Annotated in this window: 14 protein-coding genes; 5 read left to right on the top strand and 9 right to left on the bottom strand. The window is 39.8% G+C overall.

What is annotated here, in order from left to right:
- The first annotated feature begins 94 nt into the window (after positions 1-94).
- The 4 genes from ACX0HA_RS02085 (at position 95) to ACX0HA_RS02070 (ending at position 5,546) form a co-directional block, all read left to right on the top strand.
- Entirely contained in the window at positions 95-2,122 is a 2,028-nt protein-coding gene (locus ACX0HA_RS02085; protein WP_458843611.1) for a M43 family zinc metalloprotease, read from the top strand.
- Between the two features lie 402 nt (positions 2,123-2,524).
- Positions 2,525-3,301, top strand: a complete 777-nt coding sequence (locus ACX0HA_RS02080; RefSeq protein ID WP_458843610.1) for a sensor histidine kinase — start codon at positions 2,525-2,527, stop codon at positions 3,299-3,301.
- A complete protein-coding gene (locus ACX0HA_RS02075; RefSeq protein WP_458843609.1) occupies positions 3,298-3,978 on the top strand; it encodes a LytR/AlgR family response regulator transcription factor in 681 nt (226 codons plus the stop codon). Before ACX0HA_RS02080 ends, ACX0HA_RS02075 begins: the two co-directional genes overlap by 4 nt.
- A 203-nt stretch (positions 3,979-4,181) precedes the next feature.
- Entirely contained in the window at positions 4,182-5,546 is a 1,365-nt protein-coding gene (locus ACX0HA_RS02070; RefSeq protein WP_458843608.1) for a M43 family zinc metalloprotease, read from the top strand.
- Between the two features lie 83 nt (positions 5,547-5,629).
- On the opposite strand, the gene ACX0HA_RS02065 is transcribed toward ACX0HA_RS02070, so the two are convergent.
- The 7 genes from ACX0HA_RS02065 to trmB form a co-directional block, all read right to left on the bottom strand.
- A complete protein-coding gene (locus ACX0HA_RS02065) occupies positions 5,630-5,953 on the bottom strand; it encodes a 2Fe-2S iron-sulfur cluster-binding family protein (RefSeq protein ID WP_458843607.1) in 324 nt (107 codons plus the stop codon).
- A 70-nt stretch (positions 5,954-6,023) separates the two neighbouring features.
- A complete protein-coding gene (locus ACX0HA_RS02060) occupies positions 6,024-7,076 on the bottom strand; it encodes an NAD(P)/FAD-dependent oxidoreductase (protein ID WP_458843606.1) in 1,053 nt (350 codons plus the stop codon).
- Positions 7,077-7,180: 104 nt separating this feature from the next.
- Complete coding sequence (locus ACX0HA_RS02055) at positions 7,181-7,420, bottom strand: NifU family protein (RefSeq protein ID WP_458843605.1); 240 nt, start codon at positions 7,418-7,420, stop codon at positions 7,181-7,183.
- A 2-nt stretch (positions 7,421-7,422) separates the two neighbouring features.
- Entirely contained in the window at positions 7,423-8,553 is a 1,131-nt protein-coding gene (locus ACX0HA_RS02050) for an Mrp/NBP35 family ATP-binding protein (RefSeq protein WP_458843604.1), read from the bottom strand.
- A 242-nt stretch (positions 8,554-8,795) separates the two neighbouring features.
- The gene (locus tag ACX0HA_RS02045) at positions 8,796-9,131 is read right to left on the bottom strand and encodes an MGMT family protein (protein ID WP_458843603.1); all 336 of its coding nucleotides are present in this window, start codon (positions 9,129-9,131) and stop codon (positions 8,796-8,798) included.
- A gap of 10 nt (positions 9,132-9,141) precedes the next feature.
- Positions 9,142-9,783 carry a LysE family transporter gene (locus ACX0HA_RS02040; protein WP_458843602.1) on the bottom strand — a complete coding sequence of 214 codons (642 nt, stop codon included), beginning with the start codon at positions 9,781-9,783 and terminating at the stop codon, positions 9,142-9,144.
- A gap of 3 nt (positions 9,784-9,786) precedes the next feature.
- The gene (gene trmB, locus ACX0HA_RS02035; RefSeq protein ID WP_458843601.1) at positions 9,787-10,458 is read right to left on the bottom strand and encodes a tRNA (guanosine(46)-N7)-methyltransferase TrmB; all 672 of its coding nucleotides are present in this window, start codon (positions 10,456-10,458) and stop codon (positions 9,787-9,789) included.
- A 96-nt stretch (positions 10,459-10,554) separates the two neighbouring features.
- Here trmB and ACX0HA_RS02030 point away from each other — a divergent pair, with 96 nt between their 5' ends.
- The gene (locus ACX0HA_RS02030) at positions 10,555-11,616 is read left to right on the top strand and encodes a glycosyltransferase (protein ID WP_458843600.1); all 1,062 of its coding nucleotides are present in this window, start codon (positions 10,555-10,557) and stop codon (positions 11,614-11,616) included.
- On the opposite strand, the gene ACX0HA_RS02025 is transcribed toward ACX0HA_RS02030, so the two are convergent.
- Both ACX0HA_RS02025 and ACX0HA_RS02020 read right to left on the bottom strand, forming a co-directional pair.
- Positions 11,590-12,633: a sensor histidine kinase gene (locus ACX0HA_RS02025; RefSeq protein ID WP_458843599.1), complete on the bottom strand. Its 1,044-nt coding sequence runs from the start codon at positions 12,631-12,633 to the stop codon at positions 11,590-11,592. The genes ACX0HA_RS02030 and ACX0HA_RS02025 overlap by 27 nt on opposite strands.
- The gene (locus ACX0HA_RS02020; protein ID WP_458843598.1) at positions 12,633-13,316 is read right to left on the bottom strand and encodes a response regulator transcription factor; all 684 of its coding nucleotides are present in this window, start codon (positions 13,314-13,316) and stop codon (positions 12,633-12,635) included. Before ACX0HA_RS02020 ends, ACX0HA_RS02025 begins: the two co-directional genes overlap by 1 nt.
- Between the last annotated feature and the right edge of the window lie 108 nt (positions 13,317-13,424).

Raw genomic sequence — 13,424 nt, 5'->3', positions numbered from 1 at the left:
TTGGATTTATTCTCTTGTATATTTAATCCTACTTTTCCCATTGAGTGTTAAATATTTTTTGTTGCTTTGCTACAACAACCAATTATTAAATGCTATGAAAAAGATTACTTTACGATTTTCCCTGCTGGTTTTAGCGGGTATGTTCTCTATTGCCGGAACAGCACAAACAATACCCCGCGAGGTGAAAGCTTTTGGAAAAAAAATTCTTTCAGAAAAATCCAGCTACTGTGGCTCTACAGAAAATGAAGAAAATCTTCAGAAACAAGACCCAAAACGATTATCCAATGAGGCTTTTGAAAATTGGATCGCACCCAAAGTAGCCGAGGCTAAAGCTAAAAGACTGCAAAAAAACGGAAATACCATTCTAACATTACCCGTTGTTGTACACGTAATACATAATGGAGATGCCGAAGGATTTAACGAAAACATCTCAGAAGCCCAGATCCTTTCCCAAATTGAAGTGCTTAATCAGGATTTCAGAAAAATGGCTAACACTCCCGGATTCAACAGTAACGAAGTAGGTGCGGATATAGAACTTGAGTTTTGCCTTGCCAAAAGGACACCCACAGGCGAAAACACAACCGGTATAATGCGTTACGAAATAGGAGATGACAATGGTTGGGAAACAGAGGAAGCTAACACGCAACTAAAACCTTTTACACAATGGGATCCCGAAAAATACATTAACATCTGGGTTGTAGACTTTGTATACAGAGACACAGGCAATTCGAGAATAAGTCTTGCCGGCTATGCCCAATTCCCATCTGGCACAAACCTTGACGGACTTGAGGCTTCCGGAGGATTTGGTTTTCAGGATGGTGTTGTTATCGATCATAAATATTTTGGTTCAGCAAATATTTTCCCTGAAGGAACTTATGATACGACCAATAACATGGGAAGAACAACTACACATGAACTTGGACACTTTTTTGGACTAAGACATATTTGGGGTGATGGAGGCTGTAACGTAGACGACTTTTGTGATGATACACCTGTAGCCGGCCAGGCCAACAGCGGATGTGAGGAAGGGACTGACACATGTCCAGCCTTAGGCGTGGACATGATAGAAAACTATATGGACTATACTAACGATGCATGTAAAAACATTTTTACTCAGGATCAAAAAGCACGTATCGATGTGGTTATGAATCAGGCAGCAAGAAGAGCCAGCCTGAAAACATCTAACAGTTGTTCTCCTGCCGAGGTTTTTAACACCGACGGTGCCTTGTTTATTCAACGTATTAACCTTGCAGATTGCAGCAATGCTTTTGCACCATCGCTTGTATTACAAAACGAAGGAAATACTACAATGACATCTGCTATCATATCTTACAATATAGATGGCGGCAGTGCGAACCAATACACCTGGACAGGCAACCTTATTGAAGGGCAAAAAACCAGTATTCAATTAGACGGAATGACAGCGGGCAGCGGTGTAAGAACGCTGAATGTGGCCCTTACATCTGTTAACGGAATAAATGATGAGAACAGCATGAACGATGCCAAGCTCGCCAGTTTCAGAATCGTACCTAGTGTAGTTACCGAAGATATAACCGTTACGATAAATACAGACATGATGGGTTCAGACACCTATTGGTTCTTATTTGATGATGATCAGAATATATATGGCTCCGGAGGTCCTTATCAAGATTTCAGCCAGGAAACCTTCACACAAAACATTGCTGTACAACCAGAGAGATGCTATATGTTTTACATTATTGATTTTGGAGGAGACGGATTATGCTGTGAAAACGGAGAAGGAAGTTATACCCTTTCTACTTCGGATAATATCATCATTGCACAGGGGGGTACGTTTGGCCAACAGGATTTCGTAAGATTCGGTGTAACCGAAACATTGGGAACCACTAACGTTGACGATACGCTAAACAGTATAAGACTTTATCCTAATCCAGCTCACAACACACTAAATATCGCTATTGCTAACGAAAAAAGCATGCCTGAAAACTATACCATATACAACAGCCTTGGGCAGATTATGGACAGTGGAAAAGTACTTTCAAAAATACATTCCATAAATACCGAAGCGTATGCCGATGGTGTCTATTTTATAAAGCTTAGTGCAGGAAACGTTGCAAAAACAATGCAATTTATAAAATACTAAAAAAGAACACCCTTGTTTAAAGCCTCGCATAAAGCGAGGCTTTTTTTATGATTTACCGCATAAAAAAAAGGGTTTACCGCAATATTTAGAAAGGGAGGATTTTTAGTTTTAGTTTTGGCTGTTATGCAAATATCTGACAAAAAGATTCTTATTTACCTCCTATATATTCTGGGAAGCCTGCTTTTTATAAGTATCCCGGTTTTTTCATCTCCCGATCTTAAAATGCCGGGGCATTTATTTAACATTGCCCCATTCCAAAGAAATTTTCTGAGCCACGTGTTATTATTGGCTTTTTTTTATGCCAATTACTTTTACTTTTTGCCCCGCCTTTATTTCTCAAAAAAAATGATGTTGTATTTTGTCTGCATCTTTCTGTGCTTTGCAATTGTTAACTTTTTGCCCATGGCTCTAATTCAGGAAGGACTTACCACATATTCGTCAACGGAATTTATGCCACCTCCTCGAATGCATTCAGGCAGCGGATCAATTCCTTACCTGATGCCATTACTTCCCAGCGGCCCTTTAGTCAACTTTTTACTGATATTTTCTTTAGGGTTTCTTTTAAAAGTAAACCAACGGCTCGCAAACATAGAAGGTGAAAAACTAAAGACCGAAGTTTCTTATTTAAGAGCGCAGATAAATCCACATTTTTTATTCAATACACTAAACAGCGTATATTCCCTGGCTCTTGAAAAATCAGATCTTGCACCCGAAGCCATTCTTAAACTGTCATCGATGATGCGCTATGTTGTCTCTGAAAGCAGTAAAGAGAGTGTGTCGTTAGAAAAAGAGATTGATTATATTAAAAATTATATCAGCCTGCAACGTTTACGAATGGATGGAGAGTCCTCTTTTTCATTTATTGCCGCCGGCAATGCAGTGGGAAAAAGCATATCGCCCCTATTACTTATCCCTTTTATAGAAAATGCATTTAAATATGGCCTTAATCCTGAAAAAGAATCTTTTATAGCAATAAACATAGATATAACCACCCACGAATTAGTCCTGAATATTGAGAATAACAAAGTTAATATGCAGCCTGTTAAAGGCGAAAAAAGCGAGCAAGGGTTAAAAAATACCGCCCAACGGTTAGAGTACTTGTATCCGGATAAGCATAAATTGCGTATCTTTGAGACTGAGCACACCTTTACCGTTAACTTATCCATAACACTGCTATGATAAAGGCTATAGCTATAGACGATGAACCTCTTGCGCTTAAAATTATTGAGCATTTTTGTAAACAGACTGATTTTATTGAACTCGACAAAACCTTCACAAAGACTGATGAGGCGCTGAGGCATATAAAAAAATTTCCGGTAGACCTTCTCTTTTTAGACATACAGATGCCCGGTAAAAACGGAATCGATTTTTACAGGCAACTTGATGCCGATGTTATGGTGATCTTTACCACAGCATTTAGCGAGTATGCGGTAGAAGGGTTTAACATCAATGCACTTGATTATCTTCTTAAACCTTTTTCGCAGGAACGCTTTATGCAGGCTGCCGAAAAGGCAAAAAAAGAGATGCAGAACAAAAAGCATACGATAGACCACACACACTTACTTATACGTGCTGATTATAAACTTAACCGAATTGAGTTTGATGACATTATGCTTATTGAAGGCCTGGATGATTATATCCGCATACACCTGAAAAATAAATCAGCAATAACCGCAAGGCTATCGATGAAAAGCATACTCGAAAAACTTCCAGCGGCATTGTTTGTAAGAGTACATCGCTCATATATCGTACCGGTTAAAAAAGTTAAGTCGCTATATAACAAAACCATACAAATAGAAGATTTTGTTATCCCCATTGGCGATACTTATAAAGAAGAAATCAACAAATATTTTTGATTTTAATTTGGTGTTCACCGCGCCTTTTTAGCCTTTTACCTCATTTATGCTGATTCTACGCATTATATATTGAATTTTACGCAACCTTTTGAGTAACTATGCATCTTAAATTAACATTCTATTAATATTTAACTGTAAAAATTTCTCAATACTACTGAATTTGAATATATTGCGCCGCGAAAAAAAATGAATACTATTATACTATGAAAAAAACTATGACTCTTAAAAGTATGGCTATGGCTATAGTTTTGGCTACTCCTGTTTTTGTTAATGCACAGGATGCGCCTAAAACTTTTGGAAAAAGCCTTACAGAAATACGCAACCCTGAAAACGGACTTATCCGATGCATCTCTACCGAATATGAAAGATTCCTTCAGGAGAGCAGTCCTAAGAGAGCAGATGAAGCACAATTTGAATCTTGGATAAATAACAAAATTACCGAAAGAAGAGCTACCAAGTCAAACCAAAAATCAGGAAATGCTGTTGTAACTATTCCTGTTGTTGTTCACATTATACATAATGGAGACGCTCTTGGAAGCAACGAAAACATAAGAAACCAACAGGTAAATTCACAAATACGTGTACTAAACGAGGATTACAGAAGAAAACTTAATTCACCCGGATATAACGACATACTTGTAGGAGCTGACACCGAAATAGAATTTTGCCTTGCACAGGTAGATCCTACAGGAGAAGCTACAAATGGTATCATACGCTGGAGTTTTGACACCCCAACTTATAACAGAGCTGCAGTACAATCTACCAAATCGCTTACACAGTGGGATCCTACAAAATACCTGAATATATGGGTATTCAATTTTGGTGGTGACCTGCAAAGCGTATTAGGATATGCACAATTCCCTCAGGGTTCAGGCCTTCAAGGCCTGGAAGAGAGTGGTTTTGATTTTACTGACGGTGTAGCTATAGGCTATCAGTACTTCGGATCTTCGACTTATTATCCTCAAGGCAATTACACCGCTCCTTATGACAAAGGAAGAACTACGACACACGAAATAGGTCACTTTTTAGGCCTAAGACATATATGGGGAGACGGAGTTAATCCCGGATGTAACAATACTGACTACTGCAACGACACACCGTTTGCTGCTGAGGCTAATGCATCTTGTATTGGATTTATCGACTCATGCCCGCAGCCAGGTGAAGACATGACAAACAACTACATGGATTATACTAACGATACATGTATGAATATCTTTACTGCAGATCAAAAAACAAGAATGGTAACAGTATTGGAGAATTCTCCCAGAAGGGCTTCTCTTCTTACATCAGGTGTTTGTGGACTTGCTACGACAGCCGATTTCCAGACACTTCAGGAAACGTCTGTTTATCCTAACCCGGCTCAAAACGAATTGAACATTTCTGTTGCAGACGGAGATCTACCGGATAGCTTTGTTATTTATAACACTTTAGGGCAAACAGTTGCCAATGTAAAAGTAAGCAACCAGTCTTCTCTTACTGTAAATACTTCAGCTTATGCTAATGGTATTTATATTATCAAAATATTTAAAGGAAGCGAGTCTAAAACAATCAAGTTCATTAAGAACTAAGGATAAGATTTACTGACAATATAAAAGAGGCCCTGTAAATTTTACAGGGCCTTTTCTATTGATATAAAATATGAATTTTAGTACTATTCCGGTGCGAGCTCCAGCTCCAGTCCCTCAAGTTCGGGTGTTATATTGATCTGACATCCAAGCCGGCTGTTAGGCTTAACATTAAAAGCTTCACTAAGCATTGCATCCTCATCAGGACCCATTTCGGGCAATTCTACATCGTTAAGGATGTAGCACTGGCAGGAAGCGCACATTGCCATACCTCCACAAACACCTATAGTTCCTTCAGGAGCAAGCTCATAAGCCCTTACCAATTCCATAATGTTCATAGACATGTCGGTAGGCGCCTGAACTTCGTGCATTACCCCTTCACGGTCGGTTATTTTTATTGTAACGTCCATTCTTTAGTTAACAGTTTACGGCTTTCAGTTTACAGTCATGAGACTTTATGACTTTAGCCCTTTGACTTTGCTACTCTATCGCTTTAACAACTTGTTTTTCGGCTTCCTTACGGGTACCGTCAAAACCATCTACACCACTTACCGTAGTATATTTAAGCACATATTTTTTGCCCGGGTTCAGCTTGTTGTAAACGCTTTGGCACATTAATGTCGCTTCGTGGAATCCGCAAAGGATAAGCTTCAGTTTCCCAGGATATGTATTAATGTCTCCTATCGCATAAATACCTTCAACATTCGTCTGGTAATCCAGCGCGTTGTTTACTTTAATAGCATTCTTTTCGATCTCAAGACCCCAGTTGGCAATGGCGCCCAGCTTTGGTGTAAGCCCGAAAAGCGGAATAAAATAATCCGTTTCAATGCGTTGGTGTGCACCGTCAATTTCCACGTCAAGCGCCTCAATTTTTTCGGCACCGTGAATTCCGGTAACTTCAGCAGGAGTGACAAGATGTATTTTGCCTGCCTTTTTAAGTTCCTGCACTTTCTCTACCGAGTCAAGTGCTCCCCTAAATTCATTCCTTCTGTGGATAAGCGTAACGTGAGAAGCCACATCGGCAAGGAAGATACTCCAGTCAAGTGCTGAGTCGCCTCCACCGGCAATCACAATCTTCTTATCACGAAAAAGTTCCGGATCTTTCACAAAGTATTCGACCCCTTTATCTTCATAGAATTCAATATCCTCTATAAGGGGTTTACGTGGCTCGAAGCTACCAAGGCCTCCGGCTATTGCAATAGCTTTGGCATGGTGTTCGGTTCCTTTATTTGTAGTAACGATAAAAGTACCGTCTTCAAGTTTTTGTATGGTATCTGCCTTTTCGTTTAGTGTAAAGCCCGGCTGGAACTGTTTTATCTGTTCCATAAGGTTATCTACAAGGTCGCCCGCTAGTACAGATGGGTATCCAGGGATGTCGAAAATTGGTTTTTTAGGGTAAAGCTCTGTAAGCTGTCCTCCGGGCTGCGGAAGCCCGTCTATAATATGGCATTTTAATTTTAGCAGTCCTGCTTCAAACACGGCAAAAAGCCCCGTTGGGCCTGCGCCGATTATAAGTATATCGGTTGTAATCATTGTGTTGTATAAAATAAACAGTTTTAAAGCACAAATCTCTTTAAAACTGTTTTTACTATTTATGATAATTATCAGCTTATGTAAAGCTGTTGTGCATTACAGTTTTAAGCAACGTTAATCACTGTCTCTATCTGCGGCACATATTTTTTTATGGTAGTCTCCACACCGGCTTTAAGCGTCATCTGGTTTACGCTGCAACCTACACAGGCACCTTCAAGACGCACTTTTACGTGCTTATCATCTTCTATACCGATAAGTGTAATATTACCACCATCTGACTCAAGGAACGGACGTATTTCATCCAGTGCCTTTTCCACATTAAGCGTGATTTCTTCTGTAGTCATTGTTATTTCTTTTTAACAGCCGAACAGCCGGCCATAGTCGTTATTTTTATTGCCTCCGTTGGCGGAAGGTTATCATTCCTGTCTACCGTTTCCTGAACTACGTTACGAGCCAGCTCTTCAAAAGCAGCTTCAAGCGGGGTTGCAGTCTGCAATGCTGCAGGACGGCCATAATCACCTGCCTCACGTATGCTTTGTACGATAGGAATTTCACCTAAAAATGGTACATCAAGATCTTCAGCAAGGTTTCTTGCACCTTCTTTACCAAAGATGTAGTATTTATTGTCCGGAAGTTCATCCGGCGTAAAGTAGGCCATGTTCTCTATGATTCCCAATACAGGAACATTGATGCTTTCCTGCTGGAACATCGCTACACCTTTTTTGGCATCTGCCAAAGCAACAGCCTGCGGCGTGCTCACTACAACCGCACCTGTAATAGGCAGCGACTGCATGATAGAAAGGTGGATATCTCCTGTTCCCGGAGGTAGGTCAAGCAGCATAAAATCAAGCTCACCCCAATCGGCATCAAAGATCATCTGGTTAAGTGCTTTAGAAGCCATTGGGCCTCTCCATATTACTGCCTGCTCAGGGCTTGTGAAGAAACCTATTGAAAGTATCTCTACACCATAGCTTGTAATAGGCTTCATTTTAGATTTTCCGTCTATCTGTACCGATATAGGGCGCTCACGCTCCACATCAAACATTATAGGCATTGATGGCCCGTAGATATCTGCATCGAGCACACCTACCTTAAAGCCCATCTTGGCCAAAGTAACAGCAAGATTTGCCGTTACGGTAGATTTACCAACACCGCCTTTACCTGACGATACTGCAATGATATTACTGATGCCCGGTATGGCTTTACCTTTAATTTCGGGTTTGTCCGGCGATTCAACTTTTACGTTTACTTTCACCTTGGCATCTGCGTATACTTTTTCCTGGATTGTTTTTATGATATCGGCCTCGGCCCTTTTTCGGATGTGCATTGCAGGAGTACTCATTACAAGCTCAACTACAACCTCATCGCCAAATGTAAGTACATTCTTTACAGCTCCGCTTTCTACCATGTTCTGGCCTTCTCCGGCAAGTGTTATGGTTTCAAGGGCGCTTAGTATCTCTTTTCTGTCTAACTTCATGATTTATATTAATCTAATCGTCTCTTATTAAGACTGATTTCAAATTACAAAGATACTATGAAAAGTTTAGATGGTAAAGTTTTAAAGGGTAATCATTTTGATGATTTCGTAGATTAAAGGGCATTATTTATGATTTCGACCAGTATGAAATGAAGAGGAGAAATCTCAGGGATTCTTCGACTCCGCTACATTGCATTCAGAATGACAATGTACATGGTAGAATTGTCTGACAATCCAACTATCTATAAATCCAGTTCTTTCGCCGGATCCCAAAAGTATTTTTCGAATTTCACGATTTGATTCTCTTTTACTTTTACGCCTTCACTTTCCAACAGCTGCTGCATAAGGTTGGTTCCATCAAAGTGGTGTTTCCCCGAAAGAAGCCCAACGCGGTTCACAACCCTGTGCGCAGGCACATCTTCACGCCCGTGGCAGGCATTCATAGCCCAGCCCACCATACGTGCAGAACGCGCAGCACCAAGAAATTTAGCTATAGCGCCATAGCTCGTTACTTTGCCATAAGGAATCAACCTTACTACTTCATATACTTTTTCGAAAAAATTTTCATCTTTCGCCATAGTAAGATTTTTAACTGCGAAGCATCTTAATGAGCGTTACAATAGCAATAAGGCCGGTAATTGTACCTATAAGATAGTTTACATTACGCATCAGGAAATCGGTCTTATGCTCAAATCTCCTAAAGAAAGCTATGTAAATATAAAATACGGTATAAGCCCCCAACGAAGCTCCAAGTACAAAAAGGAATATAGGTAAATTAGTAAACTCAAATACTTTTGATGCCGAAAACGAAACCCCCAGAAAAACATAATATGGAATAGCAAAAAAGTTAAGGGCAGATATAAGTGCACCTAAAAAAAAGTTACCTGTCTTGCTTCTCGTTTTCGAAAGATGTTCTGAATCCTTTTCCTCGTCTTTCTTTTTTGTTTTAGCAAAAAAGAAAAAATAAATCGTAACCACACCAAAAATACAAACCCCCGCTTCCTGAATATTCATAAGGATATCCGGGCTACGGTTGATCAGCTTTGCAAATGTAACAGCGACATAAGCCTGTACAAATAAAATTAAGGCCGCACCAAAACTAAAGAACCTGGCGTTGGATCGTCCTTCGCGCAGGCTTATTTTTGCAGCGGTCATGTTTAACAGTCCCGGTAACAGGGTAGCAACAAATGACAGTAAAAAACCCAATCCTACCGGTACTATTAATTTCATTCCTTATTTTATTTTAAACTTAATATAGGTTATAGGCTTATTCTGTTCAAGATATTGTTGTTCGTAGAATGTCTGAATTGCAGTCACAACCTCAGGAGATCCCTCATTACGGTATACGTTATGGTTGGCATATATCACCTCATGCCCTTCACCATGAAGCAGCCCAAGGGTATACCCATGCATGAACTCGCTATCGGTCTTAAGGTTCATAAAACCGTCTGCCTTTAATATCTTTTTATAACGCTGAAGGAATTCAGAGTTGGTAAGCCTGTGTTTGGTACGCTTATATTTTATTTGCGGATCAGGGAAAGTGATCCATATCTCTGATACTTCGCCTTCGGCAAAGAAATTATCGATAAGCTCGATCTGTGTGCGTAGAAAAGCTACATTATGCAAACCATTGTCTACGGCAGTCTTGGCACCTCTCCAAAAACGGGCACCTTTAATATCTATACCTATAAAATTGGTATCAGGGTAACGTTCAGCAAGACCTACCGAATATTCTCCTTTACCACAGCCAAGCTCCAGCACAATAGGATTGTCGTTCTTAAAAAATTCATTCCATTTGCCTTTTAATGCAAAATCTCCTGCTACAGCATCTTCTCTCGTTGGCTGCATTACGTTGCCAAATGTTTCGTTTTCTCTAAACCTCTTGAGTTTGTTCTTGCTTCCCACTTTTTAATTTAAATTTTTGGTAAAATTAGGGAAATATACGACAATGGAAATAATTTTAGATTGCACTTATTAAATAGTTATTAAAAACCTCCCACTTTGTCATATAAAAAGAGAATACTTGTTGCCCCGCTCAACTGGGGGCTTGGCCATGCCACACGCTGCATACCTGTTATCGAAGCACTGGAAAATCACGGATACGAACCCATTATCGCCTCAGACGGTATTGCCCTGGCATTGCTTAAAAAAGAGTTTCCTCATCTAACCGCGCTCGAGCTTCCGCATTACCATATAGAATATGCCAAGAGAGGCGTTTTCTTTAAACTAAAGATCATACGGCTGCTTCCGCAAATGCTAAAGGCAATACGCCAGGAGAAAAGAATAGTACGCCAGATCATAAAAGATCACAGCATAAAAGGCATTATCTCTGACAACAGGCTTGGTGCAAGGTCAAAAGCAATACCATCGGTATTCATTACGCACCAGCTTAATGTACTTACCGGGGCAACAACATTTATCACAACCCCATTACACCAACGGTTCATTAAGAAATATGACGAGTGCTGGGTACCCGATGTGGAACATGCACCAAACCTTAGCGGCAAACTGGGACACAGCTATGAAAGCTTCTTGCCGTTAAGATACATTGGCCCCTTAAGCCGACTGTATAAAAAGCCCGTGCCGATAAAATATGACCTTATGGTCATCCTTTCGGGAACAGAACCACAGCGCACCGAACTTGAGCTAAAACTCAGACCCGAACTATTAAAATTTAAAGGAAAGGTACTTTTTGTAAGGGGCGTTATTGAAGAGAATGAGAAAATAACTCAGGAAGGCAATATCACTTTTTATAACTTCATGAACAGTGCAGCACTGGAACAAGCGTTTAATGAAAGCGAAATGGTATTGTGCCGTTCGGGTTACAGCACCATAATGGATTTAGCCCAGATGGGTAAAAAAGCATTTTTTATCCCTACACCGGGGCGATATGAGCAGGAATACTTGGCCAAAAAGCTTAAAAAATCAGGATTGGTGCCTTATGCATCACAAAACGATTTTAAAATAAATGATCTGCGCAAGGCAGATCATTATAAAGGTTTAAAACATATCGCAGGCGATATGAAATGGAAAGATCTATTTTGTCTTTTCGAGCGTAAATGAGAATTCGGATCCTTTTCCGAATTCGCTCTCTACATATAGTTTCTCATCGTGAGCCTCAATAATATGCTTAACGATAGCAAGCCCAAGGCCTGAACCACCCTCGGTTCGGGCACCGCTCTTGTCTACACGGAAGAAACGCTCAAAAAGGCGTGAGATATTCTTTTGCTCTATCCCTTCGCCATTGTCTTTTACGCGAATGATCACTTTATTATTTACAAGGTCTTCGATACTGATCTCTGTAGTACCATTCTCCTTACCGTATTTTATGGAGTTTACCACGAGGTTAGTCACTACCTGCTGTACCTTCTCCTGATCGCCATATACCCATATAGGCTTAAAATACTTCATGTCAAACATAAGCATTATACCTTTGGCATCGGCTTTCATCTCAAGAAGGTCGAATACATTCTGAATAACCTCTACAATATTGAATCGCGTAAAATTAAGGTTCAGGTCACCCACCTCAAGCTTGGTGATCATATCAAGATCCTGAACGATATAAATAAGCCTTTCCACGCCTTTTTCGGCACGTTGAAGGTATTTTTTACGCAATGCCTTATCGTCCATGGCCCCATCAAGAAGCGTTAGTATGTATCCCTGAACAGTAAACAAAGGTGTTTTTAGTTCGTGCGATACATTCCCAAGGAATTCCCTACGGTATTCTTCGCGAATCTTAAGGGTTTCGATCTCTATTTTCTTATCGCGGGCAAACTTTTCGACTTCGCGGGTAAGTGTTGCCATATCGGTAGTGATAGACTTGTTTCTGAAACTGCTCGACTCTAACAGGGAGACATCGTCATATATTTTTTTTACCCTTCGGTAAATAAAACGCTCTACCCTGTACTGCAGTACAAAAAAGGAAAATATAAACAGTGCAATTGAGAATATTACAATGAAATTCCAATTAAGTATAAGGAAATAATACAACATAACCGCCAGGAAGGCGGTTGAGAAAAGTGATATGTAAAATGCCGATTTAACGGCAAATTTATATGTTTTTTTAAAGCTTATTGCCACTAAATTTCGAGCTTATAGCCCACTCCTTTTATAGTTTTAAACAAATCGTCTCCAATTTTTTCGCGAAGCTTTCTAATGTGTACGTCTATGGTACGGCCACCTACAACAACTTCGTTACCCCATACCTTGTCAAGAATTTCTTCTCTTTTAAATACTTTACCGGGTTTAGAAGCTAAAAGATAAAACAGTTCGAATTCTTTTCTTGGAAGCACTATTTCTTTATCTTCCATTACTATTTTATATTCTTCGCGGTTTATCTCGATAGTACCCACTCTAAGAACATCTTCTTTTGCCTCATCATCTTTAAGCCTTCTAAGCAAAGCTTTTACTTTGCTTACTAACAATTTTGGTTTGATAGGTTTTGCAATATAATCATCAGCACCTGCATCGAACCCTGCCACCTGCGAATAGTCTTCGCTTCTTGCAGTAAGGAAAGTAATGATCACGTTGCTAAGCTCCGGGATCTTCCTTATGTTCTCTACCGCTTCCATACCATCCATTTCTGGCATCATTACATCAATAATGATAAGGTGCGGAAGTTCTTTTTTTGCTTTGGCTACTGCCTCTTTCCCATTAACCGCGGTAGACACCTGATATCCTTCCTGTGTTAGGTTGTACCCTACAATTTCCAGGATATCCTGCTCATCGTCAACCAGTAAGATCTTAATCTCTTTTTTCTTCATAATGACAATTCATCTGTGTTTTCGGGCTCAAAGGTAAAGATAATACAAAACCATCAAACGTGTTAACAATTATTTAATCCCTTAACAATTTAATAATAAATAGTAAAT

The sequence above is a fragment of the Flavobacterium hauense genome, assembly GCF_054457175.1.
Note: the sequence above shows the minus strand (reverse complement) of the source record. Positions and strands in the feature narration are given on the sequence as shown.